Origin of the sequence: Trueperella bialowiezensis (assembly GCF_900637955.1) — a bacterium.
Taxonomy (GTDB): Bacteria; Actinomycetota; Actinomycetes; order Actinomycetales; family Actinomycetaceae; genus Trueperella; species Trueperella bialowiezensis.
In genome coordinates this window covers 1,131,626-1,147,735 of the sequence record NZ_LR134476.1, presented here as the reverse complement: position 1 = coordinate 1,147,735, position 16,110 = coordinate 1,131,626, and the positions used below count along the sequence as shown (strand labels likewise).

The following is a 16,110-nucleotide window of genomic DNA, read 5'->3' as shown; positions in this document are numbered from 1 at the left end:
CTCCAGCGCTACGCGGTCACAGAGTTTACTCGGGCTGCGGCAAGAGCCTTGATCCGATCCGGACGGTAGCCAGCCCAATGCTCACCATCGGCAAAAATCACCGGAGCCTGCTGGTAGCCAAGAGCCTTGACGGTCTCCAGCGCGTCGTCGTCCTCCATGAGATTCACTTCCGTGAACTCTAGACCGTACTTTGTGAGCGCTCGCATCGTCGCAGTGCACTGAACGCACGAGGGCTTTGAATATACGGTGATCGCCATTGAATGACTCCTTAAGTGACTTTATTGCCTTTATTATCAGCTTGGGTTCGAGGTGTTTTCTCGGCGCTTTCGGCCTGACCTCGAATACGGATATCAACACTACACCTAGTAGGAAATTTTTTAATCACCACTAGATAATGTGTTTTCGGCGTGTCTTCCACCCTTCCGCGGCAACTCAACGGAAACCCTTTGTGGAGAGATTCCAATCACCGCGGTGAGCGACGGCGAACGAGCGCGAGATATCCACGAGGATATCCACGACGACGCGCACGGCGTTTCGCCAAGTTCCACGGCTAGCTGGCTTTCATCCACATAACCACAGCCTGTGGATATCTTTATTCCACTTATCCACGGATGTTGATAAATTAATCCACGGCAGTGGACAACGTGCCATTTTTTTCGGGCAGTGCAGAACGCGCCACAGTTTATCGACCGGCGTGTCGTACGAACCATAAAGGTAGGTAGCGCCCAAGTGGTCACAGTTCGCCAACCAATGTTGCTTTACTGAATCTTTCAAGAGAAAATAAAGGTTATGGAGAGACCATTTAAAGATCAGTTGCGCGATGTTGGCCTGCGAGTCACCCGCCCACGCCTCTCTGTTCTCGAGGAATTGTCCGAAAACCCACACTCGAGTGCAGATCAAGTGCGTAAGGGCGTTACTCGGCGTTTGGGCTCGGTGTCGACGCAAGCGATCTACGATGTTCTCCACGCACTGACCGAAAAGCGTCTTCTTCGAGAGATTGAACCGCACGGTTCGGTGCCGCTCTACGAGCTCGCCAGGCCGGACAATCACCACCATCTGGTGTGCCGCTCGTGCCGGAAAATCGTCAACATTCCATGTGTAATCGGCGCTGCCCCGTGTCTAACACCGGACGACGACCACGGTTTCACCATTGACGAAGCCGAAGTCGTATTTTGGGGATTCTGCCCCGACTGCGAGGCGGGCTCGGACACCGAGTAACGGCCACGGATGAACGGCCACCAACGAGCGACCACCCGACGGTTCGCGGCACCTGCAGGCATTTACCTTACCCGGCGAGCGCTTTGCTCATGGGTGACTATCTTACTGCGAGCCTCCCGCGAACTAGCGAACCTTTGTGCACAAGCTACGCGTTGACGTGCACGTTTCTTCAAACCTAGCAAAAACGCGATCACCACTATAGCATTGACCCAAGGGTTTGATGCTTATGTGCGACGCCCCTTGCACACGCGCAACGTACATGCAGGAGACGCGAATGGAAGAAATGAACGTCGAGTCGTTTAACCTCGACCACACCAAAGTGAAAGCGCCGTTTGTGCGGATCGCGGATGTCAAAGATTTAGGAGGGGCAACTCTCACCAAGTATGACGTCCGCTTTTGTCAACCGAACGTTGACCACCTGGGTATGCCTACGATCCATTCGATTGAGCACTCGTTTGCTGAATACTCGCGAAACCACGCGTCCGACGTCGTCGACTTTTCCCCTATGGGATGCCAAACCGGGTTCTATCTTCTTCGTGCAAGCGCCCCGGATCTGGAATCAACAATGAACCTTATCGAAACTACTTTCCGCGATATTCTCGCGGCTGAATCTGTGCCAGCGGCAAACGAGGTCCAATGTGGCTGGGGTGAAAGTCATTCACTTGAAGGTGCACAGGCCGCCGTGGCCACCATGCTTGCACAGCGCGCAGAATGGGGAGTTGTATACGCATGACGAACGTGAACGCCATCGTTGTAGCTGCGATGAAAGACGAGATGAAGCCAATGCTTAGCCAGCTCGAAGACCTCACCGTCACGTCAGTGAGCGCCCCTCACGGCAAAGCACAGCTGGCTCGTAAGGGCAGGTCGCGGATCCTGCTGCTGACTACCGGCGTTGGAATGGTCGCTGCTTCATCTTTGCTCAGTTGGGCGCTCGCACAGTATTCCACCCGTATCGTCATCTCGATCGGCTCGGCAGGCGGCTTGGATTCGGCGCTCAAGGTGGGAGACCTCGTCGTCGGCACGAGGTACATCAACTGCGGTGCTGATGCTACGGCGTTCGGGTACGACGTCGGGCAAGTACCCGGCCAGCCCATGTACTTCGATATCCACGAATCACTGGCCGAGCCGCTCGCTCAACTGCGTGACCAATCCGACCAGACGGTCCATGTGGGCACTGTGCTGTCATCTGATTCTTTCGTCACGGAAGACATTGCGCAACGGCTCATCACACAGTTCCCGGGCGCGCTGTCTGCGGATATGGAATCGCAGGCGCTTGCACAGGTGGCTCAAGGATTCGACGTGCCGTTCGTGTCGCTCCGCTCGATTTCCGACGTCGCAGGCGGGCAAACCGCATCCGATCAGGCCGAAACGTTCAAGACCACGGTGAGCGACGTCGCGAACCTCGCCGCGAAAACAGCCATCGACGTGTTGTGGAGAACCGGCGCACTCGACGTCGAACGTTCTGCTCACGGACCAGCGCAACATTTTTCAACGACGTCGTTACGTGCGGCTATGTACCTCATGCTCGCCCGAGCACACAACCTCGAGCCGGCAACAGACGTGCCGGTTGACGACATGGAGGACATCACCTCTCACCTCGCTGACCTGCCAGAAGATGTTCGCGACCACACGTTGGGGCTCGTGGTCGCCGGATACGAGCTTGCGAAAACGGACACCAACGCCACGTTGACAGCCAAAAAGTACGACGAACACCGGGCGCAGTTTGTGGAAAACTATTCCGAGGAGGACCGCAAGGGTTTCCTCTGGCCACCCACGTCTCAGACGGTGATCAAGCGCTTCAACGGTTATTGGAATGATGCGCTCGCGTCGATCGGGTTGACCCCGCGCCGTGGCCGCAGCCGCGGCGGGCTCAAGTTCACGACCGACGACTACCTGTTCGCCATCCGCTCCTACATTGTGGATTCTCAGCGGGAACACCGCCAGCCGTCGTTCAACAATTATTCGACATGGCTGACCGACTCCGGCAACTATGGCAAACTGCCGTCCGGTGCGGCGATCCGGCAACGCTTCGGCTCGTGGCGCGAAGCATTAACCGCCGCCCAGACACGCTCCTAGGGCAGGCTGATTGTTAAAGCTGGAGGGCACGGCACCCGCCGTGCCCTCCAGCTTAATTTCGGGTTGCAGCTGGCTAGGCTACGCCGAGCTGACGGAAAATGAACGCTAGCTCGCGAGCGCGGCTCTCCCAGGCCTTGTAGCGGCCAGATCCGCCGAAGTGCCCTGCGACCTTTTCGGTGTGCTGAACGATGAGCCCGGAATCGTCAGCCACGGTGTCTCGTAGTTGCTGGACCCATTTGGTGGGTTCAACGTAGGAGACGCGGACGTCGTTGAGCGACGTCGTCGCAAGGATTGCTGGATAGGTGACGTCTCGTACGTTCTCATACGGCGAGTACTCGGACATGTACTGGTACACCTCGGCCGATTCGATGGGGTTGCCCCATTCTTCCCACTCGCCGACTGTGAGTGGGAGTTCGGGTTTGAGAATCGTGGTCAGTGCGTCAACGAACGGCACGCCCGCGTGGATCACGCGGTATAGCTCTGGAGCGAGGTTAGCAACCGCGCCCATGAGCAGACCGCCCGCAGACCTACCCTCGGCAGCGATCCGCCCCTCGTCCACCAGACCAATCTCCACGAGGTGCCGGGTGGCATCCACGAAATCAGTAAACGTGTTCTTCTTCTTGAGCAGCCGGCCGTCTTCGTACCACTGCCGGCCCATATCCCCGCCGCCGCGCACGTGCGCAATCGCGTAAACAATCCCGCGATCGAGGATCGGCAGACGCAGCGGCGTAAAGTTCGGATCCATCGAGATTTCGTATGATCCGTAACCGTAGACGAAACCGGGGTGGGCGCCGTCGCGCGCGAGATCGGCACGGTGGGCGATGGTCAACGGGATCTTCGTGCCATCTGCGGCAGTGGCCCATTCACGATATTCCACGTAATCATCTGGGTTGTAGCCGGGCACCTCGAGGGTTTTGAGGGTGTCGAGTTTCTCGTCGCGAACGTCCCATGCCATCCACGTCCGCGGACGGGTGAGCGATTCGGCAACCACCACAACCTCAGACGTTTCCCACATCCGGTTTTCGCCCAGGTCAACCGTCATCGTTTCCGCGATCGGCACGTCAATGGGCTCGCCCCAGCCGGTGGCCTCGGCGTCGGCAACCGTGTCGACGTCGTCACGGCACAGCACGCGCACACGCTGGCCACCACCGGAACGCAAGGTGAGTGCGGCGAAATCCTTGAACGCCGCGACGTCGAGGAGCCGTTCGCCGTCGCCAGGTTCGACGACGACTCGCCAGTCCTCCGGCTCGCTCGGCTCAAGCGGAGCTGTGGAAAGTTCAAACCCGGGATTGTTGGCGTTGTGGATAATAAGCAGTTGGTCGCCGGCAGGTTCCACACTGTAGAACAACCCGTGACGCCGCTCGCACACCCTGAACCGCTCGGTAATGTCCACAGTCGAAATGATGTGGTACTCCGTCGTATCAGTGGAGACAACAGCAATGACCGCCCACCTGCCATCCCGTGACATCTCGAGGCCAACACCGAAAAGCTCGTCGTTTTCTTGGTAGATGAGCACGTCCTGCTCCGGGTGCGTACCCACCTTGTGCAGCCACACTTGGAACTGCCGCCACGCCGCATCCGTACGCGTATAGAAAACGCCACTGGAATCAGCCAGCCAGCCGAGCCCGTAGCCAATCCCTTCTACGGCGTCGTCGATGACGATGTCACGTTCAATATCGTGGATGCGAAGCCTAAACTCTTCGTCACCTGCCGTGTCGATCGCGAGCGCAAAATATTTTCCATCCGGCGAGACGGCAGAGGATCCTGTGGCGAAGTATTCTTCACCCGCGCCGAGCACATTGCCGTCAAACACGCGGGTCTCACCATATCCACCGGCCTGCGGACGAACGGGGCCGGAATCTTTTTCCACCTGCTTATCTTTACCGTTGCGAGGAACTCGGAAAAGACCAGAATACGGGCGGCCTTCCCACGTGCGCGTCCAGTACCAGTAGTCGCCCTCAAGTACGGGAACCGACACATCTGTTTCCTTCGTGCGAGCAGCGATCTCGGCAACGATCTGATTGCGCAGCTCTTCCTGGTCGGCCGTGTGCTGCGTAAACCAATCGTTTTCGGCGTCGATATGCGCGATAACCTCAGGGTTGTCAATATCGCGGAACCACTCATAGTTATCCACAAACGTGTGCCCGTGGAACGTGCGTTCTACCGGTATTTTCTTAGCGCGAGGCGCGCCAGCGTTAGGCGAAGATGTCATTGCACCATTCTATGCGTTCGGCCCGGATACGCAGAACTCGAACCTGCCCGCATAACAGCACCGAACTTTCGTGGAATCCACCAAGTTTTCGCCAACCATCGGTAGGCTTGACCCCATGGCACATCAGATTGTTGTTCACGTGTGGTCCGATATCGCATGTCCGTGGTGTTGGATCGGTAAACAGCGCCTCGAAAAAGGCATCGAGCTGTCAGGCAAAGACGTCGCAGTCGAATACCACTCCTACCAGCTCTACCCCGACGCCTCCTCATCCGAGGATCGCAGCTACGCGCAGGCGCTCGCCGACATCAAGAATGCGAACATCGACGACGTCGTCCCCATGATCGAACAGGTCGCCGAGGTCGCATCAGCCGAAGGCCTCGAACTGAACTGGCAGAACGCCAAGCACGTAGGAACTTTCCTCGCTCACCAATTCGTCTACGCGGCGAAAGCCCACGGTAACACGGCTGAAGAGGCCGCCGAGCTGGGCGGTAAAGCGTTCGAGCGGCTCTACCGCGCCCACTTTTCGGAAGGGCGCAATGTGGGCGATACAGATACGTTGCTTGAACTCGCCGAAGATATCGGTTTGGATGTTGAGCGCGTGAGCGCTGAACTTGAATCCGGTGAACACGCGAACTCCGTGCGCTCCGACATCCGCGACGCCCGCAGCCTCGGCATCCAAGGCGTGCCCTTCTTCGTGGTCGGCGGAAAATTCGGCATCTCCGGCGCACAACCACCACAGGTTTACGCGGACACGATCAACCGCGCCCTCGCCGAAATCCAATACGCTCGCGCGCAAGAAGTTCCCGTAGAAATTCCAGAGATCACCAGCGACGACGGCGGTGTAGACCGCCCGTAACGCCCACCCGGTTGATTTCGCTTGCGGCACCAAGCGCTTGGCGTGCGCCGGCTAGTTCTGCGCGAATTTCGCCGTCTGCTCCACCGCAAGCGAATCGGCCATCTCGTTGGCGGCGTCGCCACTATGGCCGCGCACCCACTCCACGTCCGTGCGCCCGGTACGCGACTCGTAAAGCTCAAGCATCCGCTGGATCAGTTCTAGGTTGAGAACGGGCTTGCCGTCCGCTTTCTTCCAGCCGCGACGCCGCCAGCCGGGCGCCCACTCCGTCATCGCCTTGATCACATAGCTGGAATCCGAACGCAGCAGCAGATCAGGCTCCGGGCCAGCGAACTCTAGCGCCGAAATCATGGCGGTCAGTTCCATGATGTTGTTCGTCGTCGACGGCGAACCGCCCGCTTGCGTCTGCCCAGAGATTTGCTCCACCCACGCCCAACCGCCAGGGCCGGGGTTGCCAGAACACGAGCCGTCCGTAGCAATCACGAGATCGTAGCCAGGTTTCGGGTTTCCAATAGGATTCGACATGCGACTACCCTACGGCAGGGCGCTCGCGGATTCCATGAGGCGAAGCTTTTCCACAGCGCCACTGCCGGTTGGCCAGCTTTTCCGGCTGCGCCGAGCTTCCGGTTACGCCGGGCTTGGCGGCGTCGTCGGCTTGGCGGCGTCGTCGGGAATTGTTGCTCAAGTTACAGCGCGCGGCGAACTCGGGTAGCCTAGAGGTAGCAACTGCAGGAGGGTTTGTGATGCTGCCACTGTCTGAATATCAAGACGCCATTAAGCTTTCGGAACCGTTCCCGGTACCGGCTGACGACACCCGCTCCACCTACGACCTACTGATGACCGCCCTCGGCGGGCTCCCCGACAAGCACTACACCGGCACAACCGGCGTGGCACATCTTTCTACCGACGACGGCCTGTTGCGCTGGCTCCAAGCCGAACTGGCCCTGCGTGATCCGGCTCCCGTCAACCCGGTGGCCGGCCGTGCGATTAACACCCTGCTCTACCGGCAGGTAGGTGAACACGGGCGAGTCGAGGCGAATAACCTCCGCCGAGTCAACGCCCTACTCCCGCAAAACGACTTCGGACAGGCCTCGGAAACCGTGCTGTACCGCGGGGATATGCGCCAGCTCGTCATCGACGTCATCGTGAATACTGCACTCCCATCACTGACCGGGTGCCGCATTCCCCTGCACGGATGCCTCGACTCCGTACTGCACGCTCAGGCCGGGCCGTGGATGCGCAACGACTGCGCGAAAATCATGGAGATGCAAGGCCTAGATGAAGAGCCTGCAGGCAACGCGAAAATTACCCGCGGATACCGGCTACCCGCGCGCTATGTGATCCACACGGTTGGCCCCGATGTGAAAGACGGCCAGATCGAAGAGCAGGACCGGGAGATCCTCTACAACTGCTACTGGAACTCACTCGATCTGGCTGGCAAAATGCCTGACGTGCGCTCGATCGCCTTCCCGGCTATTGCCACCGGCTACAACGCTTTCCCAATCCGCGAAGCCGCAACAATCGCGCTCGGCGCAGTCAATGATTGGATGGACGCGCACGGCCACAACCTCGACCTCATCGTTTTCTCGGTACAGTCCGAGGAAGATGCGCTCGTGTATGCCGACGTGCTCAACACCTGGATCGACTAATCGGCTAGATTCGCGGTTTCATTCCTCATCGTCGGCATTGTCCGCTCAAGCCTGCCGACCCCCTGCCGTTTCTGCTTATATAGCAGTTTTGACGCGTTTCGGGGTGGCCGACCTTCCTGTTTCTGCTAAATTAGCAATTCTGCGGGACTCGACGCCTTCAAATCTTCACATTTTTGCTGTGGTAGCAGGAACGCGCCGTGCTAAGTGCCTAGTGGTGCTCGAGGGGGGAGTTGAACCCCCACGCCCTCAACGGGCACATGGACCTGAACCATGCGCGTCTGCCTATTCCGCCACTCGAGCATGCGGACTTTAGCTTACACTCACCGGCGCACGCGATCAAAGTTGATATCTGCGATGTCACGATTCTCACGGGTTTGTAACGATTCATAGGTTAGGCTGTGGGCTGACCACCTCGTTCAACGGAAGCGAGTAACCTAGTGCCATACACATCCTTCGGGAAGATGGCGAAGACTCGGCACACTGCTACGGTCTAGGTGTTAGGAGAATGATGAGCGCATTCGACAGAATCGAACGCGGCGTGGAAAGCGCATTCGAGAACGTGTTCTCTCGCGCTTTCAGGTCGGACCTTAAACCTGTAGAGCTTGCATCCGGCATCAAGAAAGCGATGGACGATCGCGCGGCAGCCGTGAGCAGAGAGCGCGTGGTTGTTCCTAATGAATTTGACGTGATTCTTTCGGAATCTGATTTTGGAAAGATCGCAGAATGGGGCGAGGAGGCGATGCGTGACGAGCTGATATCCGTGGCAACCTCGTATGCGGAAGAGCAGCGGTACACGTTCCTTGGCCCGGTCACGATTAGTTTCAGTCACGATTCTGAGCTATCCCGCGGAAAACTCATCGTACGCGCACGGTCCAAGCGTGGCCCTGCAGCGCCGGCAACGACGCGGGATGCCAGCCCGGAAAATCCGATCATTGACGTGAACGGCGAACGCTACCTGTTAACCGGAACGGTCACGGTGATCGGGCGTGGATCGGCTGCTGATATTAAGGTTGACGATTCTGGAGTATCGCGCCGTCACCTGGAGTTGCGGATTACGCCCGGCGGCGTGATCGCCACTGATCTCAACACCACGAACGGCACCTATGTTGAAGGCCACCGGATCACGGCCGCAACGCTGTTGGACGGGAATACGATCACGATAGGTCGCACCCGCATCATGTTTTGGACAAGCCCGGAGATGCTATGAGTGCTGTTGTTGTGGCGTTATTGCGCCTGAGTTTCCTCGCGTTGCTGTGGATTTTCGTGCTGTTCGTATTGCTTACGATCAAGAATGACGTGTTCGGCACGTCAGTGAATTCACGTGGATTTACAGGGCAGGGGCGCCCGCGGTTGCGAGAGCGTACGACGCCGAACAAACCACGCGCACAAGCACCTTCCCGCGCCAGTGATGCTTCGCTCGTCGTATCCAGCGGATCGCTCGCGGGCACAACACTGCCGCTGTCCGGAGCCACGGTCACTATTGGCCGCTCACCTGATTCGGCGCTTGTGCTCGATGACGGCTACACGTCAGCCCGCCACGCCAGAATTTTTAATAGCGGCGGGGATTGGTATGTTGAAGACCTTAATTCTACGAACGGCACGTGGGTGGGTAAAGAGAAGATCTACCAGCCCACGCGCCTGAGTTACGGGGCGCCAATCACGATTGGCCAGACCACTTTGGAGTTACGCCGGTGACGATTAATCTGCGCTACACAGCGATGTCCGATGTCGGCCTGATTCGTAAGTCGAATCAGGATGCCGGCTACGCGTCAGCGAACCTGTTGGTTCTTGCTGACGGGATGGGCGGAGCGGCCGGCGGCGATATTGCGTCGTCGGTGGTGGTGGCGCATTTGGCCGAGATTGACGACGTTCACCAAGCTGAAGATCTCGTGCCTTTGCTGGTCAGTACGTTGGAAGAGGCCCATGAGGATCTGATCGCGCGCGCTGAGGAAAAGGCGGAGCTCGCGGGTCTAGGTACTACGTGTATCGCGATTTTGCGGGCCTCGAACAAGCTTGGCATGGTTCATGTGGGTGATTCTCGCGCATATTTGTTGCGCGATAACAAGCTGACACAGATCACCCGCGATCACACGCTCGTCCAATATTTGTTGGATAAGGGTGAGATCACTGCCGAGGAGGCCGAGAATCATCCGAAGCGTAACGTGATCATGCGCAACATCGGTGATACTCCTGAGCCGATCGAGTTGGATGAATCGGTTCGCGAGGCCGTGCCAGGGGATCGCTGGCTGTTGGCCTCGGATGGGCTTTTCGGCGTCGTGTCGAATGAGAGTATTTCGCAGACTCTGACCGAACATGAGGATCTTGACGAGTGCGCTCGCGAGTTGATTGATCTCGCGTTGGCGGCGGGTGCTCCGGATAATGTGACGGTGGTGCTTGCCGACGTCGTCGACGACGACCGGACGCCAGACGCCAAACCGGTGATCGTCGGTTCGGCGGCGGTGGATGCGGGCAGGCCGACGCGCGCGGGTAGGTCGGCGGCGGGCAGTCTGGCACGCTTGCGGCGCAGGCCGGAGGCCGAAGCTGAGGATAGCGACGTCGAACGAGCACCGGGCAGGTGGGCTCGCCTGGCGGCGATAGTTGCGTTGGTCTTGCTGTTTGGTGGTGGTGCGACTGGCGCGTATGCCTGGTCGCAGACCCAGTATTATGTGGCTCCCGCGGCCGGCAATATTGGCATATATAAGGGTGTTCCGGCGAACCTCGGGCCGATCACGCTTTCGCAATTGTATGAGCGGTCTGATGTGACGATTGGGGACCTCAACCAGATTGCACGCGACCGGCTCGAAGAGCCGATCACTCGCGGGTCGTTGGAAGAGGCACGCCAAGTGGTAGACGATCTAGCTAAGCAGGAAAAGCCTGCGGATCCTCCCGCGACGCCGGCGGATACGTCCACTCCGACAGGTCCGGCAGTTTTCCCGTCGACCAATCCATCCCCGAGTTCGTCGACCACCCCGTCGCCCAGCGCGACCAGTTCAGGCAGCCCACAACCAGCTGACGATTCTGATGGCACGTCGAAGCCGGGGCGGGCAGGAGGCGGATCGTGAGCGTCGTCGCCCAAAAGAATGTGAGTAATGGCCGGTTCCGTGAACTGGGCCTGCTCGTGCTTGCCCTTGCCATTGTGCTCATGGGATGGGTACTCGTCTATCAGGGTGTGACGGTGGATCCGCCGTCGGCACTTCCAGAGAATTTTGCGAAAGTCGCAGGGATTGCCGCCGGTTTCGTGCTCGCTGGACATATTGCTATTCGGCTGGCAACGCCGTGGGCGGATCCGATTTTCTATCCGACAGCCGTGTTGCTCACCGGGCTCGGTCTGGTGATGATCCACCGGATCGACGACGTGCTTGTGGCCCGCGGGGAAAGCGCCGAGGTGGGTGGCCAGGCCATGCTTGCCGGGGCGGGCCTTGTGCTCATGGTCATCACGATTGCAGTGATTCGTGATCATCGCTTGCTGCGCAGGATCACCTATATTTCGCTGATCGCGGGCGTGGTGTTGTTGCTGTTGCCGATGGTCCCTGGCCTTGGCCGTACGGTCTATGGCGCGCGGATTTGGATTAATGTGGCTGGTTTTTCGTATCAGCCGGCAGAGCTAGCAAAAATATTTTTCGCGATTTTCTTCGCGGGTTATTTGGTGAGTCAACGCGATAATCTGGCGTTGGCAGGCAAGAAGTTCCTCGGCATTCAGCTGCCGCGAGCGCGTCATTTCGGTCCGATTATTGTGGGCTGGGCGGCGTCGATGATCGTGCTCGTGTTGGAAAAAGATTTCGGCACGGCCGTATTGTTCTTTGGTTTGTTTGTGGCGATGCTCTACGTGAGTACCGAACGGGTGTCGTGGCTGATCATTGGTGGTTTGTTGACGGCCGTCGGCGTGTATTTCATCGTTCAGGTGATGCCACATATTCAGGCGCGTTTTGATATTTGGTTGGATCCGCTCAGCGCCGAGTTGTATGACGCCAAGCATGGCTCGTATCAGATCGTTCAGGGCTGGTTTGGGATGGCTTCGGGCGGACTGTTCGGTACCGGGCTCGGCAGGGGTTATCCGGCGAATGCGTCGCAGTCGAATTCGGACATGATTATCGCCTCGTTCGGTGAAGAGATCGGGCTGATCGGCCTGCTGGCAATGCTGTCGGTGTACCTCGTGTTCTGTGCTCGTGCGCTCAAAACGGCGATCGATTTACGCGACGGCTTCGGCAAACTTCTCGCCTCCGGCCTCGGTTTCACGATTGCACTCCAGTGCTTTATCGTTGCCGGCGGCGTGACGGGCGTGATCCCCATGACCGGCCTGGCGATGCCGTTCATTGCACTCGGCGGCTCGGCTCTGCTGACGAATTGGATTATTGTGGGCTTGCTGTTGCGCATGTCGGATGCAGCCCGGCGTCCGTACGTGCCCGATTCGACACCGCTTCCTGATATCGACGACGCCGTTCCCGCGGCTAGCGAGCCGGAACCCGCGGCCGATTCTGATGCCGACACCGATGAGACGACGAACATGTCCGCGCTTACTGGTGAAGACCGTTATCCGACGGAGGTGGTCCGGTGAATCCGCCTCTTCGTAAACTAACCGCGGTTGTCATGATCATGTTCGTGACCGTGATGATCGCTGCGACGTCGATTTCCTTTTTCCGTGCTGATTCCTTGAACGCGGATGCCCGTAACGCGCGCACGTTGTATAAGCAGTACGGCGTGGATCGAGGCCCGATCATTGTGGCTGGCGAAAAGATTACGGATTCGGTGGAGACCGCCTCGCCGTACAACTATCAGCGCAGCTACCTGCAGCCGGAGCTGTACGCGCATCTGACCGGGTATTTTTCGGTGTCTCATAATGCGATGACCGGGCTTGAACGTGCAGAAAACCCGATTTTGGGCGGCAGCGCAACTGAGCTTGCACCGCAGCGGCTGGGGGAGATGTTGACGGGCGCTGATCCGGAAGGTGGCGCGGTTGCTCTGACGATAGATCCCGCCGCACAGCAAGCAGCCTGGGATGCGCTGGGGGAGCGCCGTGGCGCCGTCGTCGCCATCGAACCGCAGACGGGCAAGATTCTGGCGATGGTGTCCAAGCCGTCGTTTGATCCGAACCTTATCGCCTCGCATGATTCAGACACGGCGAACGACGCCTGGGAGTCGTATAACTCCGCCGAATCGAAGCCGCTGCTCAACAGGGCAATCGGCGATGATCTGTATGCTCCCGGTTCGGTGTTCAAGATTATTACCACCGCGGCCATGATCGAGAACGGCGCGAACGCTGACGAGCCAGTGGAAGCCCCACACAGCTATTCTCCTCCTGGTACAACCCACGAGATTTTCAACCCGGGCAGGTTGCACTGCGGTGACGGTTCGGGCTCGGTCCCCCTGCGCACGGCTTTCGTGGAGTCGTGTAATACGGCCTTCGCGATTGGTGGGCTCGAACTGGGTGCTGAGAAGATGACTGAAATGGCTGAGGCTTTCGGTTTCCACCAAGAGCTGGAGATTCCGTTGACTGTGCGCCCGTCGCGCTTCCCTGAACCGCAAGACCAAGCGGAACTGGCCGGAGCGTCATTCGGACAGTACAACGTGGTCACCTCTCCGCTGCAAATGGCAATGGTCGCCGCCGCGATCGCGAACGACGGAAAACTCATGACCCCCTACCTCGTCCACCAGCGGCTCACCGCTGATCTCGGGGTCATTTCCACCACCTCGCCATCAACGTTTAGTACGCCGATCAGCAAAGACACCGCTGAACAGCTCGAATCCATGATGATCGACGTCGTCAACAAAGGCACCGGAGCGTACGCCGCATCAAGCCACGTGCAAGTTGCGGGCAAAACCGGCTCGGCAGAAATCGCCGCGGGCGTGGAACCGCACGCCTGGTTCGCCGGTTACGACGCGAGCGACAAGCCGCGCGTGGCCGTGGGCGTGTTCGTAGAGAACGGTGGCGACGGCGGTCAACAAGCAGGCCCCATCGCACGCGCAGTCATAGAAGCGGTGGTGGCGAAATAATTGCAGAAACGTAACCGTATTGTGACTATATTAAGCCGACGTACACAATTTACGGCACTATGTTGGAAGGTGTGGACTGCACACCAAGAAAGGGAAGGGCGGCATGGCAGAAATACCCCGCGTCCTAGGTGACCGCTACGAGGTCGGGGACCTCATCGGTCGCGGCGGGATGGCGCAAGTGCATTTGGGGTACGACACCCGGCTATCACGGACAGTCGCCGTGAAGGTTCTTCGTACCGATCACGCCACGGATCCGACATTCATTGCACGCTTCCGTAGGGAAGCCCAGTCGGCGGCAGCGCTCAACCACCCGTCCATTGTGGCCGTGTATGACACGGGCGAAGAGACCGTTGAATCGGCATCCGGGCGCACAATGTCGCTTCCCTACATCGTCATGGAATACGTCAAGGGCCGCACCGTCTCCCAACTGCTGTCCAAGGGTGACGCGCTACCGATTAACGAGGCCGTGCAGATCGTCGTCGGCGTGCTCTCCGCCCTCGAATACTCGCATCGGGAAGGTATCGTCCACCGCGACATCAAGCCGGGCAACATTATGCTCACCCCGGACGGCAAGGTGAAAGTGATGGACTTCGGCATCGCGCGAGCGATCGCCGATTCGGCCGCCACGATGACTCAGACGAATTCGGTGGTGGGTACAGCCCAGTATCTTTCGCCCGAGCAGGCCCGCGGCGAAGTTGTTGACGCGCGCTCCGACCTGTATTCCACAGGTTGCCTGCTCTACGAGCTGCTCACCGGGCAGCCCCCGTTCCGCGGCGATTCTGCGGTTGCGGTTGCCTACCAACACGTGTCGCAGGAGCCCGCGAACCCGAAGTCGATCGCCGCGGACGTTCCGGACGCGATCGACCGAGTGGTCATGAAATCTTTGGCTAAGCGCCGGGAAGATCGCTATCAGAGCGCGGCAGACATGCGCTCAGATCTGCTGGCTGCCTCGCGTGGCGAACACGTTTCGGCGCCAGCCGTGTCAGCGTATCGCACCGAAGTGGTTCCCGCTCCAACACAGGTTGCTCCTGCCCAAGCTGCCAGTGCGCCTTCCCAGCAAACCGCTACGCAGCCGCAGGCCGAACCTGAGGAGAAAGAGTCGAAACGCAATAAGACGTTCATCGTTCTCGGCGTGATCTTGCTGTTGCTCGCCGTCGTTGGAATCGGATGGGCGATCAAGAACGCTAACGAGGATCCGCGCGCGAACGAAACCACTGCCGTGCAAACCACGGTTCCGGATCTGACGGGCATGAACGAAACCCAAGTGCGCGAAGCACTGCAGGCCGTTAATCTCAAGCTCAACATTGGAGATCCGGTTGAGGACGACGACATCGCCGAAGGTCTCTACGTGTCATCCAACCCGCAGATCGGTTCCACGATCACCGAGGGTGAGACCGTGACCGTGCACTTCTCCTCCGGTAAGGGAAGCGTGAACGTTCCCGATCTGACGAACGGAAGCTACACGCAAGATCAGGCCAAGCAAGCGCTCGAAGCCGCTGGCCTGGAAGTTGGCAGAGTAGACACTAAGGATGTGCCAGGGCGTGCCAGCGACATCGTTGCGGAAACCTCCCCGGCGGCCGGCACCAAGGTTGAGCGCGGAAGCTCCGTCAACCTCGTGGTTGCGTCCGGCGAGATCGTGTTGGAAGACGTCCGCGGCATGAGCAGATCCGACGCCGAAACCCTGTTGCGTTCCGAGCTCAAGGTTCCGCTGATTTCCATCACCGAATCTGAGACTGCCGACGCCGAACCAGGCACCGTGATCGCGCAAAGCCCGCTCGCTGGCAAGGTTCCTTTCGACCAGAGTGTCGAGCTCGTGATCGCTAAAGCACCGCCACCACAGCCTACGCCCGAGCCCACTCAGGCGCCGCCAGCTCCAAACCCGCAGCCTGAACCGGAGCCCGAGCCGAACACGTCCGAACAGTCAGGTAGCTGATTGTCTACGAGCTGATCGTCTACGAGCTGATCGTGTTATCCACAAGGTTGGTGTTTTCCATGACCCACGGGAACACGTACTCAAACAGTACGAAGACCACGGCAAGAATGAGGATGATGGCTTCGATGACTTTCAGCCACGTCGGGCCTGGAAGAGCCCGCCAAATTGCTCCATACAT

Annotated in this window: 16 protein-coding genes and 1 tRNA gene; 12 read left to right on the top strand and 5 right to left on the bottom strand. The window is 58.9% G+C overall.

What is annotated here, in order from left to right; genetic code table 11:
• Nucleotides 1-8: 8 nt before the first annotated feature.
• Nucleotides 9-257 carry a glutaredoxin-like protein NrdH gene (gene nrdH, locus EL234_RS05380; protein WP_126416493.1) on the bottom strand — a complete coding sequence of 83 codons (249 nt, stop codon included), beginning with the start codon at nt 255-257 and terminating at the stop codon, nt 9-11.
• Between the two features lie 532 nt (nt 258-789).
• On the opposite strand from nrdH, the gene EL234_RS05375 reads away from it, so the two are divergent.
• The 3 genes from EL234_RS05375 (at nt 790) to mtnN (ending at nt 3,294) form a co-directional block, all read left to right on the top strand.
• Complete coding sequence (locus EL234_RS05375) at nt 790-1,218, top strand: Fur family transcriptional regulator (protein WP_126416492.1); 429 nt, start codon at nt 790-792, stop codon at nt 1,216-1,218.
• Between the two features lie 274 nt (nt 1,219-1,492).
• Nucleotides 1,493-1,951: an S-ribosylhomocysteine lyase gene (locus tag EL234_RS05370; RefSeq protein WP_126416491.1), complete on the top strand. Its 459-nt coding sequence runs from the start codon at nt 1,493-1,495 to the stop codon at nt 1,949-1,951.
• A complete protein-coding gene (mtnN, locus tag EL234_RS05365; protein ID WP_164712381.1) occupies nt 1,948-3,294 on the top strand; it encodes a 5'-methylthioadenosine/S-adenosylhomocysteine nucleosidase in 1,347 nt (448 codons plus the stop codon). The genes EL234_RS05370 and mtnN overlap by 4 nt, the downstream gene beginning before the upstream one ends.
• A 73-nt stretch (nt 3,295-3,367) precedes the next feature.
• Here the strand turns inward: mtnN and EL234_RS05360 are convergent, their stop codons facing one another.
• Nucleotides 3,368-5,506 (bottom strand): S9 family peptidase, encoded by a 2,139-nt coding sequence (locus EL234_RS05360; RefSeq protein ID WP_126416489.1) that lies wholly within the window; start codon nt 5,504-5,506, stop codon nt 3,368-3,370.
• A gap of 115 nt (nt 5,507-5,621) precedes the next feature.
• Here EL234_RS05360 and EL234_RS05355 point away from each other — a divergent pair, with 115 nt between their 5' ends.
• Nucleotides 5,622-6,362: a DsbA family oxidoreductase gene (locus tag EL234_RS05355; RefSeq protein ID WP_126416488.1), complete on the top strand. Its 741-nt coding sequence runs from the start codon at nt 5,622-5,624 to the stop codon at nt 6,360-6,362.
• A 51-nt stretch (nt 6,363-6,413) separates the two neighbouring features.
• Here EL234_RS05355 and EL234_RS05350 read toward each other — a convergent pair whose 3' ends face one another.
• Nucleotides 6,414-6,884 carry a ribonuclease H family protein gene (locus EL234_RS05350; RefSeq protein ID WP_126416487.1) on the bottom strand — a complete coding sequence of 157 codons (471 nt, stop codon included), beginning with the start codon at nt 6,882-6,884 and terminating at the stop codon, nt 6,414-6,416.
• On the opposite strand from EL234_RS05350, the gene EL234_RS05345 reads away from it, so the two are divergent.
• The gene (locus EL234_RS05345; RefSeq protein WP_126416486.1) at nt 6,883-7,071 is read left to right on the top strand and encodes a hypothetical protein; all 189 of its coding nucleotides are present in this window, start codon (nt 6,883-6,885) and stop codon (nt 7,069-7,071) included. The two genes, EL234_RS05350 and EL234_RS05345, sit on opposite strands and share 2 nt — an antisense overlap.
• A 31-nt stretch (nt 7,072-7,102) precedes the next feature.
• Nucleotides 7,103-8,008, top strand: a complete 906-nt coding sequence (locus EL234_RS05340) for a macro domain-containing protein (RefSeq protein ID WP_241969118.1) — start codon at nt 7,103-7,105, stop codon at nt 8,006-8,008.
• Between the two features lie 212 nt (nt 8,009-8,220).
• Here the strand turns inward: EL234_RS05340 and EL234_RS05335 are convergent.
• Nucleotides 8,221-8,308, bottom strand: a tRNA-Leu gene (locus tag EL234_RS05335).
• A gap of 208 nt (nt 8,309-8,516) precedes the next feature.
• Between EL234_RS05335 and EL234_RS05330 the strand changes: the two genes are divergently transcribed.
• From EL234_RS05330 to pknB, 6 genes are all read left to right on the top strand, one after another.
• Nucleotides 8,517-9,215, top strand: coding sequence for an FhaA domain-containing protein (locus EL234_RS05330; RefSeq protein ID WP_126417261.1), 699 nt, complete (start codon nt 8,517-8,519; stop codon nt 9,213-9,215).
• Complete coding sequence (locus EL234_RS05325) at nt 9,212-9,703, top strand: FHA domain-containing protein FhaB/FipA (protein WP_126416484.1); 492 nt, start codon at nt 9,212-9,214, stop codon at nt 9,701-9,703. Before EL234_RS05330 ends, EL234_RS05325 begins: the two co-directional genes overlap by 4 nt.
• The gene (locus EL234_RS05320) at nt 9,700-11,070 is read left to right on the top strand and encodes a PP2C family protein-serine/threonine phosphatase (protein WP_126416483.1); all 1,371 of its coding nucleotides are present in this window, start codon (nt 9,700-9,702) and stop codon (nt 11,068-11,070) included. Before EL234_RS05325 ends, EL234_RS05320 begins: the two co-directional genes overlap by 4 nt.
• Nucleotides 11,067-12,563, top strand: a complete 1,497-nt coding sequence (locus EL234_RS05315) for an FtsW/RodA/SpoVE family cell cycle protein (RefSeq protein ID WP_241968946.1) — start codon at nt 11,067-11,069, stop codon at nt 12,561-12,563. Before EL234_RS05320 ends, EL234_RS05315 begins: the two co-directional genes overlap by 4 nt.
• Nucleotides 12,560-13,999, top strand: a complete 1,440-nt coding sequence (locus tag EL234_RS05310) for a peptidoglycan D,D-transpeptidase FtsI family protein (RefSeq protein WP_126416482.1) — start codon at nt 12,560-12,562, stop codon at nt 13,997-13,999. The genes EL234_RS05315 and EL234_RS05310 overlap by 4 nt, the downstream gene beginning before the upstream one ends.
• Nucleotides 14,000-14,102: 103 nt before the next feature.
• On the top strand, nt 14,103-15,932 hold the full coding sequence (gene pknB / locus EL234_RS05305) for a Stk1 family PASTA domain-containing Ser/Thr kinase (RefSeq protein ID WP_126416481.1): 1,830 nt from the start codon (nt 14,103-14,105) through the stop codon (nt 15,930-15,932).
• A 19-nt stretch (nt 15,933-15,951) separates the two neighbouring features.
• Here the strand turns inward: pknB and EL234_RS09340 are convergent, their stop codons facing one another.
• Complete coding sequence (locus EL234_RS09340) at nt 15,952-16,110, bottom strand: hypothetical protein (protein ID WP_164712379.1); 159 nt, start codon at nt 16,108-16,110, stop codon at nt 15,952-15,954.